Annotated in this window: 22 protein-coding genes and 2 pseudogenes; 10 read left to right on the forward strand and 14 right to left on the reverse strand. The window is 68.2% G+C overall.

Annotation, left to right across the window (positions count from 1 at the left end; all coding sequences use genetic code 11):
• Positions 1 to 10 precede the first annotated feature (10 nt).
• The 5 genes from DFO63_RS02725 to DFO63_RS02745 all read left to right on the forward strand — a co-directional run bounded on the left by DFO63_RS02725 (position 11) and on the right by DFO63_RS02745 (position 7,391).
• Positions 11 to 2,275: a DUF802 domain-containing protein gene (locus DFO63_RS02725; RefSeq protein WP_119006384.1), complete on the forward strand. Its 2,265-nt coding sequence runs from the start codon at positions 11 to 13 to the stop codon at positions 2,273 to 2,275.
• Positions 2,272 to 2,910, forward strand: a complete 639-nt coding sequence (locus DFO63_RS02730; RefSeq protein ID WP_006449800.1) for an OmpA family protein — start codon at positions 2,272 to 2,274, stop codon at positions 2,908 to 2,910. The genes DFO63_RS02725 and DFO63_RS02730 overlap by 4 nt, the downstream gene beginning before the upstream one ends.
• Positions 2,828 to 3,277, forward strand: a complete 450-nt coding sequence (locus DFO63_RS02735; protein WP_220452924.1) for a DUF2894 domain-containing protein — start codon at positions 2,828 to 2,830, stop codon at positions 3,275 to 3,277. Before DFO63_RS02730 ends, DFO63_RS02735 begins: the two co-directional genes overlap by 83 nt.
• 313 nt (positions 3,278 to 3,590) lie before the next feature.
• Complete coding sequence (locus DFO63_RS02740; protein WP_119006386.1) at positions 3,591 to 5,909, forward strand: TonB-dependent receptor; 2,319 nt, start codon at positions 3,591 to 3,593, stop codon at positions 5,907 to 5,909.
• A gap of 21 nt (positions 5,910 to 5,930) precedes the next feature.
• Positions 5,931 to 7,391: an esterase-like activity of phytase family protein gene (locus DFO63_RS02745; protein WP_119006387.1), complete on the forward strand. Its 1,461-nt coding sequence runs from the start codon at positions 5,931 to 5,933 to the stop codon at positions 7,389 to 7,391.
• A gap of 64 nt (positions 7,392 to 7,455) precedes the next feature.
• On the opposite strand, the pseudogene DFO63_RS22285 reads toward DFO63_RS02745, so the two are convergent.
• The 12 genes and pseudogenes from DFO63_RS22285 to DFO63_RS02795 form a co-directional block, all read right to left on the reverse strand.
• A pseudogene (locus DFO63_RS22285) lies at positions 7,456 to 7,575 on the reverse strand (transposase); the annotation flags it as partial.
• Positions 7,576 to 7,603: 28 nt separating this feature from the next.
• Positions 7,604 to 7,723, reverse strand: a pseudogene (locus DFO63_RS22290) (transposase); the annotation flags it as partial.
• Positions 7,724 to 7,899: 176 nt separating this feature from the next.
• Positions 7,900 to 8,346: a transposase gene (locus DFO63_RS02750; RefSeq protein ID WP_119006388.1), complete on the reverse strand. Its 447-nt coding sequence runs from the start codon at positions 8,344 to 8,346 to the stop codon at positions 7,900 to 7,902.
• A 216-nt stretch (positions 8,347 to 8,562) separates the two neighbouring features.
• Complete coding sequence (locus DFO63_RS02755) at positions 8,563 to 9,321, reverse strand: 2,3-dihydro-2,3-dihydroxybenzoate dehydrogenase (protein ID WP_119006389.1); 759 nt, start codon at positions 9,319 to 9,321, stop codon at positions 8,563 to 8,565.
• Complete coding sequence (locus DFO63_RS02760; RefSeq protein WP_119006390.1) at positions 9,312 to 13,202, reverse strand: enterobactin synthase subunit F; 3,891 nt, start codon at positions 13,200 to 13,202, stop codon at positions 9,312 to 9,314. The genes DFO63_RS02755 and DFO63_RS02760 overlap by 10 nt, the downstream gene beginning before the upstream one ends.
• Positions 13,199 to 13,456, reverse strand: coding sequence for a phosphopantetheine-binding protein (locus DFO63_RS02765; protein WP_119006391.1), 258 nt, complete (start codon positions 13,454 to 13,456; stop codon positions 13,199 to 13,201). Before DFO63_RS02765 ends, DFO63_RS02760 begins: the two co-directional genes overlap by 4 nt.
• Positions 13,456 to 14,088, reverse strand: coding sequence for an isochorismatase family protein (locus DFO63_RS02770; RefSeq protein ID WP_119006392.1), 633 nt, complete (start codon positions 14,086 to 14,088; stop codon positions 13,456 to 13,458). Before DFO63_RS02770 ends, DFO63_RS02765 begins: the two co-directional genes overlap by 1 nt.
• Positions 14,088 to 15,740: an AMP-binding protein gene (locus DFO63_RS02775; protein ID WP_119006393.1), complete on the reverse strand. Its 1,653-nt coding sequence runs from the start codon at positions 15,738 to 15,740 to the stop codon at positions 14,088 to 14,090. Before DFO63_RS02775 ends, DFO63_RS02770 begins: the two co-directional genes overlap by 1 nt.
• Complete coding sequence (locus DFO63_RS02780) at positions 15,737 to 16,930, reverse strand: isochorismate synthase (protein ID WP_119006394.1); 1,194 nt, start codon at positions 16,928 to 16,930, stop codon at positions 15,737 to 15,739. Before DFO63_RS02780 ends, DFO63_RS02775 begins: the two co-directional genes overlap by 4 nt.
• Complete coding sequence (locus tag DFO63_RS02785) at positions 16,927 to 18,123, reverse strand: MFS transporter (RefSeq protein ID WP_119006395.1); 1,197 nt, start codon at positions 18,121 to 18,123, stop codon at positions 16,927 to 16,929. Before DFO63_RS02785 ends, DFO63_RS02780 begins: the two co-directional genes overlap by 4 nt.
• A 151-nt stretch (positions 18,124 to 18,274) precedes the next feature.
• Positions 18,275 to 18,586, reverse strand: a complete 312-nt coding sequence (locus DFO63_RS02790; protein WP_119006396.1) for a DUF3817 domain-containing protein — start codon at positions 18,584 to 18,586, stop codon at positions 18,275 to 18,277.
• 177 nt (positions 18,587 to 18,763) lie between these two features.
• On the reverse strand, positions 18,764 to 19,699 hold the full coding sequence (locus DFO63_RS02795) for a TIGR03571 family LLM class oxidoreductase (protein ID WP_119006397.1): 936 nt from the start codon (positions 19,697 to 19,699) through the stop codon (positions 18,764 to 18,766).
• Between the two features lie 66 nt (positions 19,700 to 19,765).
• Between DFO63_RS02795 and DFO63_RS02800 the strand changes: the two genes are divergently transcribed.
• The 5 genes from DFO63_RS02800 to DFO63_RS02820 all read left to right on the forward strand — a co-directional run bounded on the left by DFO63_RS02800 (position 19,766) and on the right by DFO63_RS02820 (position 23,800).
• Positions 19,766 to 20,245: a GNAT family N-acetyltransferase gene (locus tag DFO63_RS02800; RefSeq protein ID WP_101765623.1), complete on the forward strand. Its 480-nt coding sequence runs from the start codon at positions 19,766 to 19,768 to the stop codon at positions 20,243 to 20,245.
• 99 nt (positions 20,246 to 20,344) lie between these two features.
• Positions 20,345 to 21,865 carry a thioredoxin family protein gene (locus DFO63_RS02805; RefSeq protein WP_101765624.1) on the forward strand — a complete coding sequence of 507 codons (1,521 nt, stop codon included), beginning with the start codon at positions 20,345 to 20,347 and terminating at the stop codon, positions 21,863 to 21,865.
• 398 nt (positions 21,866 to 22,263) lie between these two features.
• Complete coding sequence (locus DFO63_RS02810; RefSeq protein ID WP_075677934.1) at positions 22,264 to 22,893, forward strand: superoxide dismutase; 630 nt, start codon at positions 22,264 to 22,266, stop codon at positions 22,891 to 22,893.
• Positions 22,890 to 23,468, forward strand: a complete 579-nt coding sequence (locus DFO63_RS02815) for a flavin reductase family protein (protein WP_101765626.1) — start codon at positions 22,890 to 22,892, stop codon at positions 23,466 to 23,468. Before DFO63_RS02810 ends, DFO63_RS02815 begins: the two co-directional genes overlap by 4 nt.
• The gene (locus DFO63_RS02820; RefSeq protein WP_005409958.1) at positions 23,465 to 23,800 is read left to right on the forward strand and encodes a tetratricopeptide repeat protein; all 336 of its coding nucleotides are present in this window, start codon (positions 23,465 to 23,467) and stop codon (positions 23,798 to 23,800) included. The genes DFO63_RS02815 and DFO63_RS02820 overlap by 4 nt, the downstream gene beginning before the upstream one ends.
• 5 nt (positions 23,801 to 23,805) lie before the next feature.
• Here DFO63_RS02820 and DFO63_RS02825 read toward each other — a convergent pair whose 3' ends face one another.
• Positions 23,806 to 24,954 carry an acyl-CoA desaturase gene (locus tag DFO63_RS02825; protein WP_075677930.1) on the reverse strand — a complete coding sequence of 383 codons (1,149 nt, stop codon included), beginning with the start codon at positions 24,952 to 24,954 and terminating at the stop codon, positions 23,806 to 23,808.
• Positions 24,955 to 24,965: 11 nt separating this feature from the next.
• Positions 24,966 to 26,036 (reverse strand): ferredoxin reductase, encoded by a 1,071-nt coding sequence (locus DFO63_RS02830; RefSeq protein WP_182474384.1) that lies wholly within the window; start codon positions 26,034 to 26,036, stop codon positions 24,966 to 24,968.
• Positions 26,037 to 26,110 lie beyond the last annotated feature (74 nt).

The raw sequence follows: 26,110 nt of genomic DNA on the forward strand, positions 1-26,110 counted from the left end.
CCGGAACACCATGTCCAGAACTGCTTTCCATGTCGTTGTTTTCCTTGTCGGCCTGCTGGCCGTGTGCTGGATCGGCATTGGCTACGTTTCGGTGCATCCGCTGGGTGCAGCGGTGGCGGCGATCATCGCGGCCTGCTACATCGCTGGCGGCGTGGAGCTGTACCGTTACCGCCAGGCCAGCAACGGCCTGCGCAGCGCGCTGAGTGACCTGTCCAGCGCGAAGGAAAGCCTCGCCCCCTGGCTGGAGCGCGTGCCGGTGGGCCTGCGCAACGCCGTGCGCCTGCGCGTGGAAGGCGAACGCACCGCCCTGCCCGCGCCGGTGCTGACCCCGTACCTGGTTGGCCTGCTGGTACTGCTGGGCATGCTCGGTACCCTGCTGGGCATGATGGACACCCTGCGCGGCACCGGCCTGGCCCTGCAGAGCGCAACCGACATGGCCGCCATCCGCGGTTCGCTGGCGTCGCCAGTACAGGGCCTGGCGGTGGCGTTCGGCACCTCGATCGCCGGTGTTGCCAGTTCGGCCATGCTCGGCCTGCTGGCGGCGCTGCTGCGCCGTGACCGCCTGCAGGCCGTGCAGCAGCTGGACCGTGCCATTGCCGGCGACCTGCACCCCTACTCGCAGGCCTGGCAGCGCGCTGAATCGCTGCGACTGTTGCAGGCACAGTCCGCCGCGCTGCCGGCGCTGGTCGACCGCCTGCAGGCGATGACCAGCACCTTCGAACAGCACAGTGCGGCCGCCAATGAGCGTCTGCTGGCCGGCCAGGCCGAGTTCCTGACCCAGAGCCAGGCGCTGCAGGAACGCCTGGCGGTCTCGCTGCAGCAGTCGCTGCGCGAAGGCGCCGAGGCCAGCGCCGCCGCCATCGGTGGCGCGCTGCAGCCGATGGCCGAAACCACGCTGGCCGGCCTGGCCCACCATGGTGAGGCGCTGCATGCCCGTGTCGAGCAGGCGGTGCAGCAGCAGCTGACTGGCCTGAGCGACGGTTTCGAGCGCAGCCGCGTCGCCACCGAAGCCAGCTGGGCCAAGGTGGTGAACGAGCAGACCCAGGCACAACAGGCGCTGGTGAGTGATCTGCGTCAGCACCTGCAGGCCTTCAGCGATGGCCAGGGCACGCAGGCCGAAGCACTGGTCGTGCGCATCGGCGAGCGCCTGCAGGCCGATGCCAGCGGCAATGCCGAGGCCTGGCGCGCCGCCGCCGAACAGCAGCAGGCATTGAATACCGCGCTGGTCGAACGCCAGCAGCAGGCGTTGCTGGACGCCAGCGAGCATCTGGACGCGCGTGCGCAGGCGCTGCTGCAGGCACTGGAACAGCACCACAGCGCCAGCCAGGCGCTGCTGCAGGACCACGAACTGCAGCGTTCGCAGCAGTGGCAGGCCGCGCAGGCCGCCACCGCCACCGCGCACGCCGAACTGCAGGCCAGCCTGGACAGCCGCGAGCAGCAGCGCCAGGCGCGCTGGGATGCGGTCAGTGCCGAACTGCAGCAGGCCCACGCCGCGCTGCAGGCCCAGCTGCAGGCCGGCGACGAACAGCGCCTGCAGCGCTGGAGCGATGCCCTGCAGCATGTTTCCACCGATCTGGCCGAGCGCCTGCAGGCCAACGGCGAACGCCTGGCCACCCAGCAGCAGCAGGTCTGCGACACGCTGGCGGCAACCGCGCAGCAGATCGGCGAGAACGGTCGCGCCCAGGCCAGCGCCACGCTGGCGGAAGTGTCCACCCTGCTGCAGACCGCCGCCGCTGCGCCGAAGGCCGCCGCCGACGTCATCAACGAGCTGCGCAGCACGCTCTCCGAGAGCCTGGTGCGCGACAACGCGATGCTGGAAGAGCGCGGCCGCCTGCTGGCCACCGTGCAGACCCTGCTGGATGCGATCAACCATGCTTCGCACGAGCAGCGCACCGCGGTGGACGCGCTGGTCGGCGGTTCGGCCGAGCTGCTGGAACGCGTCGGCAACCGCTTCACCGACCATATCGCCGCCGAGACGGGCAAGCTGGATGGCATTGCCGCAGCGCTCAGCGGCAGCGCGGGCGACGTTGGCCAGCTGGCCGGCGCCTTCGGTGAGGCGGTCGCGCAGTTCGGCAGCGCCTCCACCGAGCTGTCCGGCCGCCTGGAACAGATCGGTGGCGCACTGGATGCCTCGCTGGCCCGCAGCGACGAGCAGCTGGCCTACTACGTGGCGCAGGCGCGCGAGGTGGTCGACCTCAGCCTGCTGTCGCAGAAGCAGGTGATGGAAGAACTGCAGCAGCTGGCCACGCGCCGCGGCAAGGCCGGCAGCGCATGAGCGACGAGCTGGAGGTCGATGGCGGTTCGCACGCCCCGATCTGGGCGGCCTTTGGCGACCTGATGTCGGTGCTGCTGGGTGCGTTCGTGCTGATACTGGTCGGTGTGGTCGCCGTGCAGCTGGAGCTGTCGCAGCGGCTGGACCAGGAAGTGAAGCAGCGCCAGGCCGAAGCCAAGCGCCTGCAGACCCTGGAACAGGCGCTGGCCGGCCCGTTGGCGGCCGGTCGCGTGACCCTGGTCGATGGCCGCATCGGCATCAGTGGCAGCGTGTTGTTCGCGCTGAACTCCGACCAGCTGCAGCCGGAAGGCCAGGAGCTGCTGCGCAGCCTGGCCGCACCGCTGGCCGCCTACCTGGGTAGCCGCGAAGAGATCCTGATGGTCAGCGGCTTCACCGATGACGCGCCGGTGCGCGAAGGCAACCGGCGTTTCGCCGACAACTGGGAGCTGTCCGCACAGCGATCGCTGACCGTGACCCGCACCCTGATCGCCGATGGCGTACCGGCCGACGCGGTGTTCGCCGCCGCGTTCGGCAGCGAGCAGCCGGTCAGCTCCAATGCCAGCGAAGACGGCCGCGCGCGCAACCGGCGCGTGGAAATCGCGCCGATTCCCAAGCCCAAGGCCCCGGATGCCAAGTAAGCCGCCCGCACTGGAGGGCCTGCGCGCACTGGTGCGCGACCTCGATGCGGGGTCGCGCTCGCTGCCGCATTACCCGCACGTACCGATGCTGCAGCAGGTGCAGCGCGAATGGTCGGAGCTGCGCAGCGAGCTGCAGGTACGCCGTTCGCTGCGCACCGAAGCCCCGGCCGACGGCGGCCCGTTGAACTCGGCGGTGCTGGTGCAGCGCATGTTGGACACCATGCAGGCCACCAGCCCCGGTTACCTGCGCCACTTCATCGACTACGTGGACACCCTGTCCTGGTTGCAGGCGCTGCAGGATGGCGCCGCCAGCGGCAGTGATACCGCGAAGCCGAAGCGCACGCGCAAGCCGCGCAACGCGGGTTGATCGCGCGTTGATGCCGACCTCGTTCGGCACCCCTGGATACGACAATCCTGTTCCGCGCTCCTGGTAGATGCCAACCTTGGTTGGCGCTCCACCAAACATGCCGCGCATGCCAACCAAGGTTGGCATCTACCAATGCACGCGTCGGTATGCACGCGTGTAGCGGTGTCACCAGACAGTCATCTGTCTAGCGCACCATTTTCACGTTGATCCAAGGCGCCTGCAGCGCCCGCCGGTCGCATCGGTTGTCTCCCCTTTTGAACTCCATGAGCTCCGCGCCCGTGCGGTGGCTCGTGCCTGCCTGAGTGTCCGTAACATGACGAAGACTTTGTTGGCCGCTGCGCTGTCGATCGCGCTCGCTCCCGCGGCCTGGGCGCAGGATGCTGCCCCGACCTCCAGCACCCCCTCCGCCACCAACCTCGATGCGGTCTCTGTGATCGGCAGCGGTGAAGCGCGCCAGGTGCAGCGCATCACCCGCGAGAACCTCGACATCCTGCCGCCGGGCACCAGCCTGCAGAAGACGCTCAACCTGCTGCCGGGCGTCAACGCGCAGTCGGCCGATGCGCTGGGCACCAACGAGCAGTCGATGACCCTCAGCCTGCGCGGCTTCAACTCCACCCGCCTCGGTTACACGCTCGACGGCGTGCCGCTGGGCGATGGCGCGTACAACAACTACAACGGCCTGACCATCAACCGTGCGCTGATCAGCGAGAACATGGCCGGCGCCGAACTAGCGGTGGGCATCGGCAGCCTCGGCACGCCGTCCACCAGCAACCTCGGCGGCACCATTTCCTATACCTCCGACCGCCCGGCGCAGGAACTCGGCGGCCGCGTGGTGCAGACCTTCGGCAGCGATGCCAACCGCCGCACCTTCGTGCGCGTGGACAGCGGCGAGTACAACGGCTTCTCCGGCTACGTTGCCGGCATGAATGCCGTCTCCGATCTGTGGAACGACCAGACCGCCTACAACAGATCCACCACCAAGCAGTTCAACGCCAAGGGCGTGTGGAACTTTGGCCGCGGCCAGATCACCGGTTTCGTCGATACCTCGCGCACCACCCAGGCGGACTACTTCTATCTGTCCAAGGACGAGATGTCGCGTGGCCTCGGTTGGGACTGGGGCGGCTACGCACCGGACTGGAACAAGGCGGTGGCCAAGGCCTACTGCAACACCGCCAGCTTCAATGCGAAGAAGTGCGACAACAGCGGCCCGGACAAGGATGCCGACGGTGCCTTCACCGCCGGCCAGATCCTGCGCGATGACAACCTGTACTACCTGGCCGGCGACTTCTTCCTGGCCGATGGCTTCAGCCTGCGGGCGCTGGCCTACCACCACGATGACCGTGGCGAAGGCCACAACTGGAACAGCGGCGCGTGGTCCAACAAGGGCACCGCGCAGGAGATTCCGATCATCTTCCGCAACACCATCTACACCATCGACCGCGATGGCGGCACGCTGTCGTTCGACTGGGAGCTGGGCGCGCACCGCATCGAAGGCGGCGTCTGGTACGAGCGCAATACCAGCAGCGCCGAGCGCTACCAGACCGCCGTGGACGGCCCGCGTGACCTGAGCGGCATGAACACCCTGCCCTCCGATGTCGGCGTGTTCGCCCAGCGCACGCGCTGGAAGACCCACCAGTTCTTCCTGAAGGACACCTGGCGCCTGCTTGATGATCGCCTGACCCTGGAGTTCGGCGCCAAGAGCCCGCACGCCACCTCCGATGCACAGGCACTGCCGGGCGACGCGAAAACGCCAATCTCGCCGACCTCCAACAACCAGTTCGCCACCGGTTCGTTGAAGGCCAGCAAGAATTTCCTGCCCAGCATCGGCGCCAACTTCCGCCTGGCCGAGCACCACGAACTCTTCGCCAGCTATGCCGAGAACATCGCCATGTTCCAGGGCGGCTTCAAGCTGGGCCCACAGGCGGTCAGCCAGGCCACCTGGAACGCACAGGGCGATCTGAAGCCGGAGGAATCGCGCTCGCTGGAGGCCGGCTACCGCTTCGTCGCCGATACCCTGCAGGCGTCGATTGCGGCCTACAGCGTGCGCTTCGACAACCGCCTGCTGCAGTACAACCCCTGCGATTCGCGGCAGCCGGTCGGCCCGACCTGCGGCAACCGCTTCTACAACGTCGGCGGCGTCGACAGCCGCGGTGCCGAGCTGACCGTACTGTGGACCCCGAACGAGCACTTCAGCTGGTACACCTCGGCCTCGCTGAACCGTTCGACCTACGCCTCCAACTACGTGCAGGCCGGTGTCGAGCAGCAGATCAAGGGCAAGATCCAGACCGATACGCCCAAGCAGCTGCTGGCCACCGAGATCACCTGGCGCGACAACGGCTGGTTCGCCAGCCTGCGTGGCAAGTACACCGGCGAGCGCTTCTACACCTACACCAACGACCAGGGCTTCGGCGGCTTCACCGTATTCGACCTGGCCGGTGGCTATGACTTCGGCCAGGTCGGCTTCGCCAAGGGCATGCGCCTGTCGTTCAACGTGACCAACCTGACCAACAAGCGCTACGCCAGCAACCTGGATTCGAGCGTGTTCGCACCCAGTGACCCGGCCGGCAAGCTGTATGTGTTCCATGCCTCGGCACCGCGCCAGGTGTTCGGTACGATCGACCTTCGCTTCTGATTGACCGACCGGAGTCCACTGATGCTCACGACCGCCCTGCTGCTGGCCACCCTCTCTGCCAGCGGATACTCCGCTCCGCATGAGGCGACGGGCGCACCGCCGCGCACCCTGCAGTTGGGCGGTCGCACCTATATGGACAAAGGCCTGGTCGCCGCCGGGCGGCTGCCGGCGGGCACGGTGGACTTCCTCGGCGACACGCTGGGCTCGTTCTCGTCGCTGGCGGTGCAGCCCGGCACCTGGAAGCGCACCACCAAGGGCTACGAAGGCGTGCTCTGGACCCTGCCCGACCGCGGCCGCAACGATCCCGAGGCCGGCCTGTTCTACGACTACGCTGGACGCGTGGAGCGCATGCAGCTGCGCATCGACGTTACCCGTGGAAAGCCCGGTGCGCTCGGTACGCTGACGATGGTGCCGGACAAGGGTGTGGTGCTGAAGGACTTCAACGGGCAGCCGTTCACCGGTGCCGACCCGGGTGAGCACACGATCACCCAGCGCGGGGTGGTGCTGCCCTCGCCGGCCAGCGGCGCAGGCGCGGGCAAGGTCTCGCTGGATGCAGAGTCGCTGCAGTTCACCGCTGATGGCCATTTCTATATCGGCGACGAGTACACCGCCAACGTCTACTACTTCGATGCGCAGGGTCAGCTGCAGGGTGTGATCGTGGCGCCGCCCGCGATCCGGCCGCAGCGCGAGGGCAAGCCAGCGTTCGGTTCACTGGCGCCACCGCAGACCGGCCGCCGCAACAACCAGGGCGTGGAAGGCATGAGCCTGTCGCCCGACGGCAGCCGCCTGTTTGTCGCCCTGCAAAGCGCGACGCTGCAGGACAGCGCGCAGGGCAATGCGGCCGGACGCATCAACACCCGCGTGCTGGTCTACGACGTGACGGCCTCGCCGACGCCACAGCAGCCGATCGGCCATTACGTGATGGCCCTGCCCGCCTACGCGCACGACGGCAAGGGAAAGCTGGACCGCACCGCCGCGCAGAGCGAACTGCGCGCAGTGGATGCCCACCGCTTCCTGCTGCTGGCCCGCGACGGCAACGGTCTGGGCAAGGATGGCGAAGACCCGATCGTCTACAAGTCGGTGCTGCTGGTGGATCTGGCCGATGCCAGCAACCTGGCGGGAAGCAACTATGAGTCCGGTACCGCCTCGGTGCTGGCCGACCCGGCGGACACCGTCTTGAAGGACGGTATCGTGCCCGCACGCAGCGACGAACTGCTGAACCTGCTGGACCGCCCGCAGTTGGCCCGTGCCGGGCTGGATCTGGACACCAAGCGCGGCTCGCATGCCGGACTGCTCTCGGAAAAGTGGGAAGCCATGGACGTGCTGCCAGCGCTGGACCCGCAGCATCCGAACGACGTGCTGTTGCTGATCGGCAACGACAACGACTTCATCGCCCGCCACTGCCGCATGCAGGGCCAGGCCTGTGACAGTCCGTACGACAACGACAACCGCGTGCTGGTCTACCGACTGACGCTACCTTGACTGCAACGGGTACTGCCGCAACCGTCTCGCTCGAAAGCCTGGTAGTGCCGGCCGCTGGCCGGCATCACGACCAGGCCGACCACACATGTGGATACTCGCCAATCTGCCCGGCAAGACCAGCGCGGACTGGATTCTCCAGGATGTACAGGGCCTGCCGCGCCAGCGACTCCTCAGCCCTCAACGCAACGGGTAGTGCCGGCCGCTGGCCAGCATCACGCCCAGACCGACCACGCATGTGGGTACTCACCAATCTGCCCAGCAAGACCAGCGCGCACCGGATTCCCGAGGATGTACAGGGCTTGCCGCGCCAGCGACTCCTCAACCCTCAACGCAACGGGTAGTGCCGGCCGCTGGCCGGCATCACGCCCAGACCGACCACGCATGCGGGTACTCGCCAATCTGCCCGGCAAGACCAGCGCGCACCGGATTCCCCAGGATGTACAGGGCTTGCCGCGCCAGCGACTCCTCAGCCCTCAACGCAACGGGTAGTGCCGGTCGCTGGCCGGCATCACGCCCAGACCGACCACGCATGCGGGTACTCGCCAATCTGCCCAGCAAGACCAGCGCGCACCGGATTCCCGAGGATGTACAGGGCTTGCCGCGCGAGCGACTCCTCCGCCCTCATGGCATGATCGAAGTAGCCAGACTGCCAGATCGTACTTCGACGACCCTGTAGGCGATTCAGGGCAAGCGCGCTCGACGACTTCATTCGGCGTGCAATGTCTGGAAGGTGAGCTGCACGTAGCTCGAACATCCAGTGGAGGTGATCCGGCATGACGACCCATGCGAGTGACTGCACCAGCCCCCGCCGCTCGATGTAATGAAACTGGTCGATTACACATGCCACTGCAGCTTCGCTTTCAAAGAGCCGGCGGCGCAGATGTGTAGTCGTTGTCAGAACGTAGACCTGACCGACAATGGAACGCCGGCCCAGGCGGAGGCGATGGCTGCTCATGCCCCATGGTGGAGCGATCGTTGCGCGTTGAACGTCAGGCCATGCCTCGAGGGGTGTTCGGAGTTGTCTGAAGTTGAATGAGGTTGCCGGCCAGCGGCCGGCACTACCAGGGAAATTGGATTGCCGGCCAGCGGCCGGCACTACCAGGGAAATTGGATTGCCGGCCAGCGGCCGGCACTACCGGGGCCATGGGTTGCCGGCCGGTATCGACAGGACTCAGCCGCGCAGGGTGGCGCCGCCGTCCACGTACAGGTCGCTCATCGCCACGTGCCCAGCCTGCTCGGAGAGCAGGAACATCACCGAATGGGCAATGTCTTCCGGGGTGGCCAGCTTGCGCAGCGGGATGCCGGCCTTGTACGTCTCCAGGCTCCCGGCGATCACCCTCTCTGCGCCATGTTCGTCCTGCCACATGCCGGTCTGCATCAGGGTCAACGTTGAACCCGGGGCGACGATGTTGCAGCGGATGCCGAGCGGCGCAAGCTCCAGCCCGAGGCAGCGGGTGAACATCGTGGCGGCGGCCTTGGACGCGGCATAGGCGGCCATGCCGTGCCGCGGCACGCCGGCGGCATTCGAACTGACGGTGACGATCGCGCCCTGGCCTCGCGGTGACATCATCCGCGCCAGCGCACGCCCGACATGGAACACGCCATCGGCATTGACTGCGAACACTCGGCGCCAATCGGCATCGGTAGTCCCGGTCACCTCGCCCACGTGCAGGACCCCGGCCACGCTTGCGGCGAGACCGATCGGCCCAATGCTGGCTTCTACACAATCCACCAGTGCGTCCACCGCTACGCTGTCGGTCACATCGAGCGCAAACGCCTGCACACGTGCATCCACTACCGCGGGCGCCTCGCGGTCGGTCGCCACCACCGTGCAGCCGGCCTCGGCCAACAGCCGTACCAGTGCCTCGCCGATGCCGCCGGCGGCGCCGGTCACCAGTGCCACGCGACCTTCAAAGCCGGTCAACTGCATGTTGCGATCTCCTGTTGCTCATCCCAGTGGCGCAGGCGCGCCGACAGCCACGGTGCCAGCTGCGCCACCGCATCGCGCCCGGTCAGCTCGGCATGCAGGAACGGCAGTTCCAGCGCCTGCACCTTGCGTGCGTGCTCGCGCCACAGCGCCGACTGCAACTGTGCCCGCGCCTGATGGTCCCGGCCAGCACGGACATGCACCAGCGTGCCGTCGAACGGACGGTGGATGTGTTCGCGGATCAGCCGGTTGGTGCCAGTCACCGCGCGCACCACGCCATCGAGCACCACGTCCGGCAGGCTGCCGAGCGCACTGCCGCCACGGCGCAGAAAACCAAGAATGTGTTCGCGGCTGTCCAGCTCCGGATGCGCATCCGGGTCATGGCCGGCAATCGCCAGCAGTGCGCGCAATGCGGCGATGGCATCGGGCTCAGGTTCGGCCCGCCAGCATTCGCTGGGATAGGCGTCCAGCAGCACCAGTTCGCCGACTTCACGCCCGATTTCATGCAGGCGCACGGCCATCGCCTGGGCGAGGATGCCGCCCACCGACCAGCCCAGCAGATGCACCGGTCCCTTCGGCTGCAGCGCAACCACCCGCTGCACGTAGTCATTGGCCATGGCTTCGATGCTGGACGGCAACGGCTGCTTCGGATCCAGCGCGGGCGACTGCAGGCCGTACACCGGGCGTACCGGCTGCAGGGCGCGCGCCAGGCTGCGGTAGTTCCAGGCGATGCCACCGGCCGGGTGCAGCACGAACAACGGAGTGGGCCCGTCAGCATCAGTCGCAGCCAACGAGATCACCGGCCCCAACGCGTGGTCGGCCAGCGCCGGCGGCTCGGCAATGCGCGTCGCCAACGCGGCCACGGTCGGCTGCGCGAACAAAGCGCCCAGGCCAAGGTCGCAGCGCCAGCGCTGCTCGATCGCGAGCAGCAGGTGCACCGCGGACAGCGAGTCGCCGCCGAGGCTGAAGAAGTCCGTATCCACCGCCACGGGCGCATCGCGGCCCAGCGCCTGGGCGAACAGCACGGCCAGTTCCTGCTCCAGCGGCGTGCGCGGCGCCAGCCCGGCAACCTCGTTCTGCGGCGGCTTCGGCAAGGCATTGCGGTCGAGTTTACCGTTGACGGTCACCGGCCAGTGATCCACACCGACGAACGCCGAGGGCACCATGTAGTCCGGCACGCGGGTGGCCAGGTGGCTGCGCAGCATCACGGCATCGGCAAGCGCCGCTGGCACATAGGCCACCAGCCGCGCATCGCCCGGCATGTCCTGGCGCAGCAGCACTTCCACGCGCTCCATGCCCGGCAGCTCGCGCAGTGCAGCCTCGATCTCGCCGAGCTCGATGCGCAGGCCGCGCAGTTTCACCTGGTGGTCGCTGCGGCCGAGGTATTCGACCGCACCATCGGGGCGCCAGCGCGCCACGTCGCCGGTGCGGTAGATCCGCTCGCCCGGCAGGAAGGGATCGGCCAGGAAGCGCTCGGCGGTCAGATCATCGCGGCCGAGGTAGCCACGTGCCAGCTGCACGCCGCCCAGGTACAGGTCGCCGGCCACACCGACCGGCACCGGCTGCATCCGCGCGTCCAGCACATACAAGCGGGTATTCCACACCGGGAACCCGATCGGCACTGGCCGCGAATGGTCCTGGGCCGAGGCCGGCCAGTAGCTGACGTCCACCGCGGCTTCGGTCGGGCCGTACAGGTTGTGCAGTTCGGCGTGCACGCGCGCATGGAAGCGGTCGCGCAGCGATGCGTCCAGCGCCTCGCCACTGGTGAATACGCGGCGCAGCTGGAGGCCTTCGGAAGCCGGCGCGGCGAGGAAGGCGTCGAGCATCGAGGGCACGAAGTGCGCCGTGGTGATGCCATGATCGCGGATCAGCCGCGCCAGCTCGGTCGGATCGCGATGCGCATCCGGCGCGGCGACCACCAGCGTAGACCCGCACAACAGGGGCAGGAAGAATTCCCAGACCGAGACATCGAAGGTCGCCGGGGTCTTCTGCAGCACGCGGTCATCTGCGCGCATACCGTAGTGCTCGCGCATCCACAGCAGGCGATTGACGATGGCACGGTGCTCGATGACCACGCCCTTCGGCTCGCCGGTCGAGCCGGAGGTATAGATCACATAGGCTGCATCGCTGGGCGCCGGATCGGCCCACGGCGCTGCGAAACTCAACGCGGTCCATTGCTCAGGGGCAAGCACCGGCACCCCGGCCAGTCGCGGCTGCACGTCCGCCGCTGCCAGCACGCAGGCCGGTTGCGCCGAGGCCAGGATGCGGGCAAGGCGTTCGTCAGGATGCGCCAGATCCAGCGGCAGGTAGGCGGCGCCCGCGCGCAGCACCGCCACCAGCCCGATCACCAGTTCCAGCGAGCGCGGCAATGCCACTGCCACCACACTGCCCGGGCCGACACCCATCGCGCGCAGCTGCGCGGCGAGTGCGAAGCTACGCGCTTCCAGCGTTGCGTAATCCAACGCAGCGTCTCCGAACACCAGCGCGGGTGCGTGTGGATCGCGGTCCATGCCCTGTTGCAGCAGCTCGACCAGGGTCGTCTCCGGCAGCGCGTGCGCGGTGGCATTGAATTCCTGCAGCACCTGCTGCGCCTCCTCGGGCGTCGCCAGGGGCACGGCTGCGATATCGTCAGCCTGCAGCGCCGCCGACACGAAATGCAACAGCCGCGCCGCGTGCGCCTCGACATCCTCGCGACTGTACAGCGCGGGATTGGCCTCGATCTCCAGATCCAGCAGCGCCTGGCCATCGCCACGGAAACCCAGCGTCAGGTCATCCACCGGCCCGGTGCACAGCACCTGCAGCGCCGCTTGCACGCCGGGCAGGGCCAGCGGCTTGTAGAACGGCTGCACATTCACCAGCGGACCATGCAGCCGCTGCTGCGTGCCGACCAGACCGAGATCACGACGCAGCTGCTCTCCGCGGTAGCGGCCGTGCTTGCGACCCTGGCTGAGCTGCCGGCCCAGCCCACGGGTAAAGGCCTCGACGCTGCCCTCGCCAGCCGCCACGCGCAGCGGCAACACATTCATCACCATCGCCGGCACCCGCGCCGACGCATTGCCGAGCCGCCCCATGTAAGGCACGCCCAGCACCACTTCATCGGCAGCGCTCATCCGTCGCAGATACTCGGCGGCGAGCGCGGCCAGTACATCCGGCCACGGCTGCAACCAGCGCACCGAGGCCTGCAGCAGCTGCTCCCGGAACCCCGCATCCAGCGGCTGCACCCAGCGCAGCGCATCGTCGCTGGCCGCCACGGTACCCGCCAGGCCTACGCCTGCCGGTGCGCCCTGCATGTACTCGCGCCACCAGTGGCCGGCCTGCGTACGGCGCGGATCGGCACGGTAGGCGGCATCATCCGCGAGCACACCGGACAGTCCTGGCAATGGCTCACTCATGCGGCCGGCATGCAACGCGCACACCCGATCAGCGAAGAGCGCCATGCCATACCCGTCGGCCGCCAGATGATGCACGCGCAGGTACCAGACCCAGCGCTGTCCGCCCAGATCGAACAACACCTGCTGGCTGATCCGGTCGCGGGTCGGATCGACCGCGCTGAGGCGGTCGGCCTGCATCAGGCTGCGGGCCGCAGCGGCGGGATCCGCCTCGGCAGAAACATCACGCACCGAAAGCCGCGGCACATGCGCCGGGTCATGCCACTGCAGAGGCTGGCCGTCGGCCCCCTCGGCAAAGCGCAGTGCCAAGGCCTGGGCCTCATCCGCAGCCTGGTCCGCCGCGGCGACGAACGCGGCCACATCCAGCGGACCGTCGATCCACACCGCATGTGCGGTATTGAACGACGGATTGTCCGGTGCCAGCCGCTGTGCGAACCACAGTCCGGCCTGGGCCTCGGTCAGTGCCACCGGCGTGGCCAGCGCGGCGGCGTTCATGCGTTCTGCGCGGCCTGCAGCGTCTGCACCACACCCCACCACTGGCGCAGCGTGGTGTGTTCGGCCAGCTGCGAGAACTCCAGCGGCAGGCCGGTGTTGCCCCAGGCCAGGACCAGGCCAAGCATGCGCATCGAATCCAGGTCCAGATCGATCAGGTTGTCGTCGTCACCGATCTCGGCCGGCGTACATTCCAGAACGCGCGCCACGTCGGCACGCATCCGCTCCAGATCCAGCATCTCACCCGTGGCAGCCATCACAGCACCTCCAGCAGCTGATCGGTGGTCATCGGCACACCGGAGGTGCGCGCGATCCAGTGCAGCGCCTGATCGTGGTCGGCGCGCGAGAAGTCCGCCACCGCATCGGCGGCGATGAAGGCCTCGACATCACGCTGGAACGCCTCGACCACGGTCGCGGTGCAGCCGATATGGGCGTAAACGCCGGTCACCAGCAATTGGTCGCGCCCACGCACCCGCATCAGCGTTTCCAGGTTGCTGCGCTGGAATGCGCTGTAGCGGTGCTTCACCAGCACGTGCTCGCCCGGCTGCGGTGCCAGCGCCTCGATGATCGGTTCATGGTCGGCGCTGCGACGCATTCCCGGCCCCCACAGGTCGGCCTGCAGGCCACGGTCACGGCGATCCTGGTCGCCATGCTGGGCGGTGTAGAACACCGGAATGCCGTGCGCGCGGCAATGCGCCAGCAGGCGCACGATATTGTCCACCGCCGGCCGCAGTGGCGTGCTGCCGGCGTCGAAGGCGGCCAGGAAGTAGCGCTGCATGTCATGCACCAGCAGCGCAATTCGACCGCGCTGTGGGCGCCACGGGCCACGGGCCTGCGGCAGTTCGGCGACGGTCGGCAAGGGGTAATCGGTGATACGGGGCAGCGCCATCAGCGCGTTCCTCCTGTCTGTTGCAGATGACGCGCGCGCAGCTGCGCGCGCAGTTCGCGGCGGCTGATCTTGCCGACCGCGGTGGTATCGAAACTGTCGACGAACACGACCTGGTCCGGCACTTTGAAGGCGGCCAGGCCGCGCGTACGCATCCAGGCTTTCAGTGCCGGCGCCTTGATCGGCTCACCGTGCTGGATCACGAACGCGCAGCTGCGCTCACCGAGATACTCGTCGGGAATGGAGACCACGGCGGCGTCGAACACGCCCGGGTGGGCCAACAGATGGTCTTCGATCTCCTCGGCGGAAATCTTCTCACCGGCCCGGTTGATGTGGTCGCCCGCGCGGCCCTGCACCACCAGGTAGCCACCGGGCAGCTGCTGTACGCGGTCGCCGGTGCGGTAAAAGCCGTCGTCGGTGAACGAACGTGCATTGGCCACCGCATCGTTGTGGTAGCCACGGATGGTGTACGGGCCACGGGTGAGCAGATGCCCCACTTCGCCTTCGGCCACCGGCTGATCATGGTCGTCGACCACCCGCACTTCGTCATCCGGACTGATCGGCCGGCCCTGGCAGGCCACGATCAGTTCCTCCGGATCATCCAGGCGCGTGTAGTTGACCAGGCCCTCGGCCATGCCGAACACCTGCTGCAAGGTGCAGCCCAGGCCGTCGATCACGCGCCGCGCGGCTTCCGGCACCAGTTTGGCGCCGCCTACCTGCAGTACCTGCAGGCTGGACAGGTCATGCTTGCTCGTAGCCGCGGCCTGTGCCCACAGCAACGCCAGCGGCGGCACCAGGCCACAGCAGGTCACTTTTTCGCGGGCGATCAGCGGGAACGCCGCATCCGGACCCGGGCCAGGGCTGAGCACCACGCGCGCACCGGCATACAGCGCGCCGAAGAAGCCGGGCGAACTCATCGGAAAATTGTGCGCGGCCGGCAGCGCGACCAGGTAGACGCTGTCGCGGTCGATGCCGCAGAGGTCATTGCTGGCACGGAACGAATAGATGTAGTCGTCGTGGGTGCGCGGAATCAGCTTGGACAGCCCGGTGCTGCCTCCGGAAATCTGCAGGAACGCCACCGACTGCGGGTCCGGGTCGGCCGGCAGCTGTCTGCGGTCTCCCTGCAGCGCCTCCAGTGCGATGAACTCCGCCGCATCGCCGTCGATCACCACATGGCGCACAGCCGGCACTTCGGCCTCCAGCGCCCGCGCCAGCCCGCGATGATCAAAGCCATCGTGCAGGTCGGTCGTGATGTAGGCACTGGCCTCGGCCTTGTTGGCGAAGTGCACCAGCTCGGTGATGCGGTGCGCAGGCAGCGCGTACACCGGCACCAGTCCGGCGCGGAACAGCCCGCAGACCGTGGCGATGAACCCGGCGGTGTTGCCCAGCTGCACCAGCACGCGTTCGCCCGGTTGCAGGCCGAGTGCCAACAGTCCGGCACCGATGCGACCGGCTTCGTGCCACAGCTGCGCATAGCTCAGGCGCACGTCACCAGCGACCACCGCGATGTCATCCGCGTAGCGTTCCGCACGCTCACGCAGGAACGCCGGGAAGGTCTCACCGCGCCAGTGGCCCGCCTCGCGATAGCGCGCCATCAGTGCATCGGGCCATACCTGCTGCAGTGGCAGGCGGTAAGAAACAGTAGGCGTGTTCATGCGGCAGGCTCGATGGCAGGCGCGGATTCATGGACACCCAGCGCGTTCAACAGGGCAGCGAACTTCGCTGCGGTCTCGGCCACCTCGGCCTCGGGCTGCGACTCGGCGACGATGCCGGCGCCGGCGTACAGGCGCAGTTGCGTACCCTGCAGGCGTGCGCAGCGGATCGCCACGTACCAGTCGCCATCCCCTTGCGCATCCAGCCAGCCGACTGCGCCGGCATAGAAGCCACGCGGCACCGGCTCCAGCTCTCGGATGCGCTGCAGTGCCGCCAGCCGCGGCGTACCGCAGACCGCCGGCGTGGGATGCAACTGCGCCAGCAGCTCGGCCGCCGATGTCTGCGGATCCTTCAGGGTGGCATGGATGCGGGTGCCCAGATGCCACATGCTGGCGGTGGCATGCAGCGCTGGACGCGGCTGTGCATCGACGTGGCTGCAATACGGTGCCAGGCCCTCGACGATGGCCTCGACCACATGGCGGTGCTCGTCATGGTCCTTGGTTGAAGCCAGCAATGCCTGCGCGGCACGCTCGTCCTCGGCGGCATCGGCGCTGCGCCGCGCGGACCCGGCCAGCGGATGCGACAGCAGCTCCGCACCGCGCTTGCGCAGCAGCAGTTCCGGCGTTGCGCCGACCAGCCAGGCCGGTGCCTGCCCCAGCTCGACCGGCAGCGGCACCGCATAGGTCGCCACCGAGGGATCCGCGCCCAGGCGTGCCAGCAGCACGTCCGGAGACAACGCCTCGCGGGTGCGTGCCAACAGGCTGCGCGCCAGCACCACCTTGTGCAGGTCCTGGTCGGGCGCGCGCAGCGCCTTCACTGCCGCGGCAACCGCAGCGGCATAGTCCTGCGCTGCGGGCTCCGCCTGCAGCCCGCCCTGCAGCGCCGGTGCCGCCTGCGGCTGCAGCGGCAGGGCCGGCAACAGGCGCTCGGGCTGGTACAGCGCATCGTCGGCACGCGGCTCGAACGGCACTGCACCGACCAGCAGCCCCGGGCCGCCACGCTGCTGGGCAAAGAACGCCGCAACCCGCTCAGCCAGGGTTGCCAGCGCGCCATTCGGCAGCGCGGCCCGGCAACCACGTGCGTGCACGTGCTGGCCGGCATGCTGCAGCAGGAACAGCGACGCGTCGTCAGTGTTTTCCAGCGGCGCCGGCGCAGCCTCCGGCCACGCGCCCTGCATCAGGGAATCGTTCATGGGGTCTCCTTCATCCGATGCGCAGCCGCCAGCGCGCACAGCAACAGCAGCAGCGCGCCGACCAGCAGGTATGGCAGGCTGGGCCCGCCGCGATACAACAGCGTGCCCAGCATCGGCCCGGCCACCATGCCCAGGCCCTGCGCAGCCGCGACGGTGCCAGCGGCGGCACCCTGCTCGTGCGCTTCCACCGCGTCGGCGGCCAGCGCCTGGAACGAGGGGAACACGAAGCCCATGCCGAACGCGGCCAGCGCGTACGCCGCCGGCAACTGCCAGGCCTGCTGCACGCCCGCCACCGAGGCAAAGCCGATGCCGGAAATCAAGGCGCCGAGGATGATCCAGCGGTGAGGATGCACGTCCAGCTTCATTACCAGCGCCTGCGCCAGGATCAGGCCGACACCGACCGCGGTCAGCGCGATGCCGGCCATGCGTGCACCGGCGGCCGCATCCAGGCCAAGGCGATCAATCGCGAAAAAGCCCACCGTCACCTGCGCGATGGTCACCGAGACCATTGCGATGAACGCCGCGAGCTGCGGCAGGCGCAGGCGCGGGTCGAGACGGCTCATCGGCGCGCGGCGCTGCGCGGAAGCACCCAGCACCGGCGGCGTCGCTGGCAGCCGCCAGGCCAGCAATGCCAGTGCCAGCAACGGCAGCAACGCGGCCACGTACAGCGCCAGCGAAAGATTGGTATAGGCCAGCCAGCCGGCAGCGGCCGGACCCAGCACCATGCCCAGCGCGTTGGCACTGCCCAGACGGGCGAGGAAGCGGGCGCGCTGCCCGGTCGGCGCCTTGTCGGCAATCAGCGCGGCAGCGGTAGGCGGCACCGCCGCATAGAACAGGCCGATCAGGCCACGCGCACCGACCAGCACCAGCACCGATACCAGTACCGGCGGCACCGCCTGCAGGGCGACGTCGATGAACACCGCCAGCGCGATGTAGACCACGGTGTACGCGCTCATCGCCAGCATCAGCACGCGCTTGCGGCCGATGCGGTCGCTGAGCTGACCCCATGGACGGGCCGCCAGCATCCACAGCACGCCCGCAGCGGTCACCGACAGTCCAGCGTGCCACTCGGACAGACCGAGCATGCGGACCACCGGGCCGATCACGGCGACGAAGGACATCATCGCCATGGTGCCGATCAGGGCGACCAACACCAGCGCCGGCAAGCCGGGAACGACGGGACGTGCATGCATGGAACACCAGCCGTAACGGGGAGGGATCGCCGGGCGCACCTGCGCCCTGCCTGGCACCAGCCCTGTTCAGGACCGGACGCCAGCCTCAAATGATAACGGCTCGTATTTGCATTTGATACCCATTCTCTTGAACGGGCACGCAACAGCGACTTCAGCGCACGGCGCGCAGGCCCAGCAGGCCACGACGCTTGAACCACCATTCCAGCGGCAGCGTCACCAGCGGCGGGATGGCCGCCAGCCGGGCCAGGGCACTGGCCCACCACGGCCAACGCAGGCGTACCGCCGCGAACAGGGTGACCGCCACGTAGACCAGGAAGGCCACACCGTGCAGGGGCCCGAACAGCTTCACCAGCGCCACGTTCGCCATGGGGCCGTACTTCATCCACATGCCGATGAGCAGGCCGGCCCAGGTCACGGCCTCGATGAAAGCGACCGCCGCGAACAGGCGTCCGGTCGGGTGCATGGGGGAACGTTGGGTCACGCGGGGCTCCGGCATCGGGATATCAAATGCGAATGATACGCAGATGCGCACACTCTGTAGAGTCGAGCCATGCTCGACTGCTTCTGCCTCGGCAGCTGAAGGAGAGCATCAGCAGTTCAGCGAGCGCAACGGCAGGAGCGTGTCCACCAAGGTGGACACCTACCGGAGCATATGCGGCAGAACCTGCTCGCCGATCTCGCGCAGCACTGCATCCATCGGCCGCCCGTTGTCGACCAGATTGAACATCACATGCGCCACGCCCTGCGCATGTACGCGCAGCAGGTAGTCACGCAGGCCATCGCGGCCGACCTTCAGGCCCAGCGGCAGTGGCTCGGCCGGCGCCTGCGGATCGGCCTGCAGGTCCAGCAACATCGACTGCACGAACGGCTTGCCTGGACCACCACGCTGCACCAGCGCCTGCTGCCACAGGCCGATCCGTCCCTCCTGCGCAGCTTCCTCGCGGTGATAGGTGGCCCAGCCCTCGGCTTCGCGCGCGATCCACTGCAGGCTCTGCCGTGCCGTGCCCACCACCAGCATCGGGATGCGCGTGGCCGGCGCGGGCAGCACATCGAAGCCGCCGGTCGCCTCCAGCACGGTCGCCCGTTCGTTCGTATCGGGGGACAGCGCCGCGCGCAGCAACGACCAACGCTCACGGAAGGTCGCCGCCCTGCCCTCCAGGTCCTCGCCGAACGCGGCGAACTCCTCTGGGCGGTCACCCGAACCCAGGCCCAGCACGAAGCGCCCATCACTGATCCGGTCCAGGCTCAGTGCCGACTTCGCCACCTGCAACGGCTGGCGCAACGGCAGCACGATCGCTGCGCTGCCGACCACGATGCGCCCGGTCGCGGCCGCCAGCATGCCCAGCCACAGGAACGGATCGTCCAGTGCACTCGCTGTCGCGTCTGGTCCCTGTGGGACCATCAGCGGCACGTCGCGCGTCCACAACGCGGCGAAGCCAAGATCGTCGGCCAGCCGTGCGATGCGCCGCGCCTCGCGCGGATCGGCCAGCCCGTGCGCCGCAACGGGCGTCATCAGGCCCAGGCTCAGTCCCTGTTGCGGAAACAACGATGCGTAGGCGGGATTGAATTCACTCATGCCACCAGCTTAGCGTGCAGGTACCCGGCGACGATGACACGCCACACACCACAGGAAGAACGCTGCATGCCGAAGATCCGCCCCGCTCATGTCGATGACCTGCCTGCGATCAGTGCGGTGTGCCTGGCCGCGTTCAACGAGGCAGTGGCACCGTCGCTCGGCGCGGCCGGCATCGCCACCTTCGGCAGTGTCGCTGCAGCCGATGCGTTCGCTGCGCGCCTGCAGGGTGACAACCACATCCTGGTGGCCGAGCAGGATGCGCGCGTGGTCGGCGTGGTCGAGCTGAAGGAGGGCCGGCACCTGGCGATGCTGTTCGTCGATCCCGCCTGCCAGGGCCAGGGCATCGGCCATGCGTTGTTCGAGGCGGTGCTGCCGCAGGTGCGCGAACCGATGCTGACCGTGCGTGCCTCGCTCAATGCGGTGCCGACCTACCTGCGCTATGGCTTCGTGCTGGATGGCGAAGTCGGCGAGTTCAACGGGTTGGTGTACCAGCAGATGGTGCGGGCGGCGCCGCCTTCGGCAGGGGCAGCCCCTGGTCCGCATTGACCTCCGGCCCACATTCCCTGCAGCGTGTCCGATATAAGCAAACTGAATCAGCACCTGCGCCGGCCGTTCCTACAATGGCCTGTCACCCCGCCCTTCGAGATGCTGCCGATGCGCGTCGCGCTTTCCGTGTTGCTGCTGGCTTCGGCGCTGAGCGCCTGCACTCCGGCCCCGGTTTCCACCGCCAGTTCCGCCGAGGCGCCCGCGCCGGCCAGCTCCATCGCCTGGCGCCAGGGTGACGTCGACGATGCCTTCGCCGAGGCCGCCGACAGCGGCAAGCCGGTGCTGCTGTACTGGGGCGCGGTCTGGTGCCCGCCGTGCAACCAGCTCAAGGCCGGCCTGTTCAAGGACCCGGCGTTCATCGCGCTGACCAGCAAGTTCGTGCCGGTCTACCTGGATGGCGACGAGGAAGGTGCGCAGGCCTGGGGCGAGCGCTTCGGCGTACGCGGCTACCCGACGCTGATCGTGCTGGACCCGCAACGCAACGAAATCACCCGCGTCGCCGGTGGCAATGACGCCGCCGAACTGACCCGGGCCCTGACCGTGGCCGCAGGCCGCCGCAGTGCTGTTGCTGCCACCCTGGCCACCGCGTTGGCAACGCCGGACCGACTGGCCGCCGAAGACTGGCAGGTGCTTGGCGACTACGGCTGGGAGGTCGACGCCAACCGCCTGGCCGGCGAGCGAAACAGCCAGGACGTGCTGCGCCAGCTGTCCAAGGCCGCACCCGACGCCGCCCTGCAGCGCCGTTTCGCGCTGCTGGCCCTGGCTACAGCCGAAAAGCCCGATGCCTCGCCCACCGAAGTGCGCGAGCTGCTGCAGGCCGTGCTGGCGCAACCTGCAGAGGTGCGTCGCAACCGCGAGCTGCTGGGCTATGCCGGCGCCAAGCTCGTAAAGCGGGCCAGCGCGGGCCCGGCCACGTCCAACACGCTGGGGCAGCAGCTGCTGGTTGCACTGGAGCGGGCAGATGCCGAACGCGGCGACCGCGCCGACGATGCGTTGTCGCGCGCGCTGACCGACGTTTCGCTGGCCCGCCAGCAGCAACCGAAGGGCGCGTTGCCCGCAGCACTCGTGGAGCGGGTCAAGCAGCGCGTGGCCGCGGCCGATGCCGCCGCCACCGATGCGCATGCACGCCAGGCCACGATCAGCAGCGCGGTGTACGCATTGCGCGAGGTCGGTGACGACGCCGGTGCCGAGGCCCTGCTACTGGCCGAACTGAAGCGCAGCGAGCAGCCGTACTACTACATGCCCGAGCTGGCCGAACTGGCCGAGCAGCGTGGCGACACCGCCGGGGCGCTGGAGTGGCTGAAGCGCGCCTACGATGGTGCGCAGGGCCCCGCGACGCGCGTGCAGTGGGGCGTGCTGTACGTGGAGGGCCTGCTCAGGCTGGCGCCGGACGATGCGCCGCGCATCGAGCAGGCTACCGCCTCGCTGATCGCCGAACTGGAAGCACAGCCTTCGGGCTATCACCAGCGCACCCGCCAGCGCTTCGAGCGCCTGGCCGGGCAGTTGAAGGCGTGGAGCAGCAAGCACCAGGGTGCGGAGACGCTGGCACGGCTGCAGCAGCGGATGCAGCAGGCGTGCGGTGACCAGGTGGATGGCGCCTGTAAGGACTGGTTGAGCTGAGTTGATGAAAGCGCTGGCGGCTGGTTCGCCGGCCGGCGCTTTTGTTGATCCGTGTGGGAGGGGGCGGGGGCCGCTGGCCAGGACACGAAAAAGCCCCTCCATGGTGCTCGATGGCGCCATCCTTGGCGCCAACGGTCCTGTCCAGCGGCCCCCGCCCCCTCCTGACAGTTTCCTGCGAGCGCGGGCAGCGCATCAGCGCGCCGGTGAGGGTTCGGAAAGCGGGTTCTGGTAGTGCCGGCCGCTGGCCGGCAACCCGACCGTCGCTGAATGCCGGCCAGCGGCCGGCACTACCATGCCTCCGTCTTGACCTCTTGATCTATTGACCTAAACCAATGTTGAGGTGCGATAACGATCTCCGCACGGCCAACCCCCTGGCCTTCCCCACGGAGATTGCTTCGATGTCGTACTCGCTCCCCCCGCTCCCCTACGCCTATGACGCCCTCGAGCCGCATTTCGATGCGCGCACGATGGAAATCCATCACAGCAAGCACCACCAGACCTACGTCAACAACCTCAATGCCGCCATCGAGCAGGCCGGCATCGCCGAACAACCGGTCGAGGCGCTGATCGCCAACCTCGATGCCGTGCCCGAGGCGCAGCGCGGCGCGGTCCGCAACAACGGCGGCGGCCACGCCAACCACAGCCTGTTCTGGACCGTGCTCAGCACCGACGGCGGCGCGCCCGATGACGAGCTGGCCGCGGCCATTGACCGTGACCTCGGCAGTTTCGACGCCTTCAAGGACGCCTTCACCAAGGCTGCGCAGACCCGTTTCGGCAGTGGCTGGGCCTGGCTGACCAGCGATCGTGATGGCGGCCTGCAGGTGGAAAGCAGTGCCAACCAGGACAGCCCGCTGATGGGTGCAGCCGTCGGCCTGTCCGGCAATACCCCGATCCTCGCACTGGACGTCTGGGAGCACGCCTACTACCTGCACTACCAGAACCGTCGCCCGGACTACATCGGCGCCTTCTTCAACATCATCAACTGGGCCGAGGTCGGCCGGCGCTACCGCCAGGCCCGGGCCTCATGAGCGGCGAGACACTGCCGTACGCCGGGCCGTGGGCGGGGGTCTTCCCCGCTCCGGCCCCGGTGCCGTCGGTCGAGATGCCGCCGCGTGCATTGCGGCGGCTGCTCGGCCATTTCCCGACCGGCGTCGCCATCGTCTGCGCACGCGATGCGCAGGGAAAACCGGTCGGCCTGACCATCAACTCGTTCGTGCCGGTGTCGCTGCAGCCGCCGCTGGTGTTGTGGAACCTGGCGCTGCACGCGCAGAGCCTGTCCACCTTCCAGCGCGCCACCCGCTTTGCGATCAGCGTGCTGGCGGCCGACCAGGAAGCACTGGCACGGCGCTTCGCCGATCCGCAGGTACGCAACCGCTTCGACGACCTGCCACTGCTGGACGACGACGAAGACGCACCACCGCGCATCGCCGGTGCGGTGGCCCATCTCACCTGTACCCGCCACGCGCAGTGGCCGGTGGGTGATCACCTGCTGCTGGCCGGTCGCATCATCGAGGTACACGAGAACGGCGGTGCGCCGCTGCTGTTCCATCGCGGCCGTTTCCAGCCCGGACCGGCCGAACTGCTGGTGGAGGTGCGCGGATGAACATCGAGGCTCTGGAATGCATGCTCGCCGCCGGCAAGGACGGCGCGCTGCTGCGCTTCGGCCTGGGCAAAGGCTGGCTGGATGCCGGCAACCCGGTGCGTGCGGCGACCCATCTTGGCCGTTGCGTGGTGCTTGATCCGCAGTATTCAGCGGCGTGGAAGCTGCTCGGCAAGGCCTGGCTGGCCAGTGGCCAGCCGCAGGCCGCGCGCGAAGCATGGCAGCGCGGGCTGAGCGTGGCCGGCAGCAAGGGCGACCAGCAGGCACGCAAGGAAATGCAGGTGTTCCTGCGGCGCCTGGACCGCGAGCAGGCGGACCTGGCGAAAGCGGGCTGAGTCGATCAGCCCGCGTTGGCCGATGCCGGTGCGGACATGATGTCCGACATCGGCAGGCGGCGCGGCTTGCTCGGGAATGCGTGGCGCAGGATGCGCCAGACCACCTGGCCGAACTGGCGCGGCAGCGAGCCGTTGTTGTAGTGCTGGCCGTAACGGCGGCAGATGTCCTTCACTTCCTTGGCGATGGCCGCGTAGCGGTTGGCCGGCAGGTCCGGGTAGAAGTGGTGCTCGATCTGGTGGCTGAGGTTGCCCGAAAGCACGTTGATCAGGAAGCCGCCGCTGATGTTGGACGAACCGCGCAGCTGGCGCAGGTACCAGTGGCCGCGCGATTCATTGCGCAGGCATTCCTTCGGGAAGGTTTCCGATTCGGCGGTGAAGTGGCCGCAGAAGATGATCACGTAGGTCCAGATGTTGCGCAGGCCGTTGGCAACCAGGTTGCCCAGCATCACGGTGAGGAAGAACGGGCCGGCCAGCAGCGGGAAGAACACGTAGTCCTTCAGCACCTGGCGCAGCATCTTGCGCGCCACCGGGCGGGTCTGCAGCCACATCGCACGGGCACTCATGCGGCCCTTCAGCCAGCGGCCCAGGCGCAGGTCCTGCGCGGCCACGCCCCACTGGAACAGCAGCGCGAAGATCGGCGCGATGATCGGCTGCAGCAGGTAGAACGGCTTCCAGCGCTGCTCCGGGAAGATGCGCAGCAGGCCATAACCGATGTCATCGTCCATGCCACGCACGTTGGTGTAGGTGTGGTGGCGGAAATTGTGGGTCTTGCGCCAGTTGTCGGCGGTGGCAACGATGTCCCACTCGTAGGTGTTGCCGTTGAGCTTGGGGTCGCCGGTCCAGTCGAACTGGCCGTGCATGACGTTGTGGCCCAGCTCCATGTTCTCCAGGATCTTCGACAGCGCCAGCAGCAGCGTGCCGGTGATCGCGGCCGGCCACAGCAGCGGCATCCAGAACAGCGGCGAGAACGCCGCCAGGAACAGCAGGCCACGGCCCCCCACGCCGAACCAGCGCACGGCAGCGGCCACGCGACGGATGTAGCGGGTATCGGAGGCGCCGAGGCTGCCGATCACACGGTCGCGGATCGCGTCGAGTTCCTCACCGAAGGCATGCATCTCGGCAGTACTCAGGGCACGGTCGGTAGCGCGGGTCATGGCAGGCGTCCTCAGAGATCCAGGGTCAGGTCGGTGGTCGGTGCGCTCACGCAGATCCGCACCGGCTGTGCCGATTCGGACTGCAGGTCGCCGGTGCGCAGGTGGCGGGTGGCGCCACTGACGCGGTCACAGCTGCAGGTGTTGCAGATGCCCATGCGGCAGCCATGCTTGGGCTTGATGCCATGCGCTTCCAGGCTTTCCAGCAACGAGCTGCCACGCGGCACGCTCAGCTGGCGGCCACTGCGCGCCAGTGTCAGCACCACCTGCCCTTCACTGCTGGCGTCACGCAGCGGTGCCGGCGGAGTGAACGCTTCTGCCTGGAAACCGGCGACCTGGTGCGCCAGGCGTTCGCGCGCGACGGCAACGAATCCATCCGGGCCACAGGCCAGTACATGGCGCTGCGCCAGCGGGGTGTCATCGCCGGCCACCTGCAGGTCGTGGGCATCGATGCGTGCGGCGGGTACATCGCCTTCGCGGGTGGTCAGCAGGTGCACACGCAGGTTCGGCTGGCTGGCGGCCAATGCCTGCAGCTCATCACGGAACTGCAGGTGGGCAGCGCTGCGCTCCCAGTAGAACAGATCCACGGGGGCGGCCAGCGGGCGTTGGCAGGCTTCGCGCAACAGGCTGCGCATCGGCGTGATGCCACTGCCGGCCGCCAGCAGCAGCACCGGCGCCGCGGCCGGCATATGGAATTCACCGAAGGCGGAATCGAGGCGGAACAGCTCGCCCGCCTGCGCATGGTTGACCAGGTGCTGGCTGACCCGGCCGCCGTCGACCGCCTTGACGGTGATCGCCAGCTCGCGCGGGCCAAGTGCGGTGGGGCTGTAGCTGCGCTGCCACAGGCGCCCTTCAATCTCCACGCCCAGGGTGACGTGCTGGCCAGCGCGCATGCCGGCCCAGTGCCGGTTGGTGCGCAGGACCAGGGTTGCCGCGCCCTCGCCGGCCGGCTCGCGCCGGACCAGGCGGGCCACCGGCTCGCGCAGGGTCCACAGGGGATTGAGCTGGCCCGCCCAGAAATCGAACAGCGACGGCGAGACCCAGCGGTAAGGAGAGAACAGGGACGGACGGACGACAGCGCTCATGGGCGAACTATACGGGCGCACATACACCTGTGTATACATGTGTATATTGAACCGGATTGGGTATGATTCAGCCT

This window comes from Stenotrophomonas sp. AG209, from assembly GCF_003550055.1.
GTDB lineage: Bacteria > Pseudomonadota > Gammaproteobacteria > Xanthomonadales > Xanthomonadaceae > Stenotrophomonas.

Excerpts from the sequence above, each read along its gene's own strand:
- DFO63_RS02815 (WP_101765626.1), top strand. The coding sequence starts at position 22,890 with ATGAGCGGCGAGACACTGCCGTACGCCGGGCCGTGGGCGGGGGTCTTC.
- DFO63_RS02725 (WP_119006384.1), top strand. The coding sequence starts at position 11 with ATGTCCAGAACTGCTTTCCATGTCGTTGTTTTCCTTGTCGGCCTGCTG.
- DFO63_RS02830 (WP_182474384.1), bottom strand. The coding sequence starts at position 26,036 with ATGAGCGCTGTCGTCCGTCCGTCCCTGTTCTCTCCTTACCGCTGGGTC.
- DFO63_RS02785 (WP_119006395.1), bottom strand. The coding sequence starts at position 18,123 with ATGCATGCACGTCCCGTCGTTCCCGGCTTGCCGGCGCTGGTGTTGGTC.
- DFO63_RS02730 (WP_006449800.1), top strand. The coding sequence starts at position 2,272 with ATGAGCGACGAGCTGGAGGTCGATGGCGGTTCGCACGCCCCGATCTGG.
- DFO63_RS02790 (WP_119006396.1), bottom strand. The coding sequence starts at position 18,586 with ATGCACCCGACCGGACGCCTGTTCGCGGCGGTCGCTTTCATCGAGGCC.
- DFO63_RS02745 (WP_119006387.1), top strand. The coding sequence starts at position 5,931 with ATGCTCACGACCGCCCTGCTGCTGGCCACCCTCTCTGCCAGCGGATAC.
- DFO63_RS02825 (WP_075677930.1), bottom strand. The coding sequence starts at position 24,954 with ATGACCCGCGCTACCGACCGTGCCCTGAGTACTGCCGAGATGCATGCC.
- DFO63_RS02735 (WP_220452924.1), top strand. The coding sequence starts at position 2,828 with ATGCCAGCGAAGACGGCCGCGCGCGCAACCGGCGCGTGGAAATCGCGC.
- DFO63_RS02750 (WP_119006388.1), bottom strand. The coding sequence starts at position 8,346 with ATGAGCAGCCATCGCCTCCGCCTGGGCCGGCGTTCCATTGTCGGTCAG.
- DFO63_RS02820 (WP_005409958.1), top strand. The coding sequence starts at position 23,465 with ATGAACATCGAGGCTCTGGAATGCATGCTCGCCGCCGGCAAGGACGGC.
- DFO63_RS02805 (WP_101765624.1), top strand. The coding sequence starts at position 20,345 with ATGCTGCCGATGCGCGTCGCGCTTTCCGTGTTGCTGCTGGCTTCGGCG.
- DFO63_RS02770 (WP_119006392.1), bottom strand. The coding sequence starts at position 14,088 with ATGGCGCTGCCCCGTATCACCGATTACCCCTTGCCGACCGTCGCCGAA.
- DFO63_RS02755 (WP_119006389.1), bottom strand. The coding sequence starts at position 9,321 with ATGCAGTTGACCGGCTTTGAAGGTCGCGTGGCACTGGTGACCGGCGCC.
- DFO63_RS02800 (WP_101765623.1), top strand. The coding sequence starts at position 19,766 with ATGCCGAAGATCCGCCCCGCTCATGTCGATGACCTGCCTGCGATCAGT.
- DFO63_RS02765 (WP_119006391.1), bottom strand. The coding sequence starts at position 13,456 with ATGGCTGCCACGGGTGAGATGCTGGATCTGGAGCGGATGCGTGCCGAC.
- DFO63_RS02775 (WP_119006393.1), bottom strand. The coding sequence starts at position 15,740 with ATGAACACGCCTACTGTTTCTTACCGCCTGCCACTGCAGCAGGTATGG.
- DFO63_RS02810 (WP_075677934.1), top strand. The coding sequence starts at position 22,264 with ATGTCGTACTCGCTCCCCCCGCTCCCCTACGCCTATGACGCCCTCGAG.
- DFO63_RS02760 (WP_119006390.1), bottom strand. The coding sequence starts at position 13,202 with ATGAACGCCGCCGCGCTGGCCACGCCGGTGGCACTGACCGAGGCCCAG.
- DFO63_RS02740 (WP_119006386.1), top strand. The coding sequence starts at position 3,591 with ATGACGAAGACTTTGTTGGCCGCTGCGCTGTCGATCGCGCTCGCTCCC.
- DFO63_RS02780 (WP_119006394.1), bottom strand. The coding sequence starts at position 16,930 with ATGAACGATTCCCTGATGCAGGGCGCGTGGCCGGAGGCTGCGCCGGCG.
- DFO63_RS02795 (WP_119006397.1), bottom strand. The coding sequence starts at position 19,699 with ATGAGTGAATTCAATCCCGCCTACGCATCGTTGTTTCCGCAACAGGGA.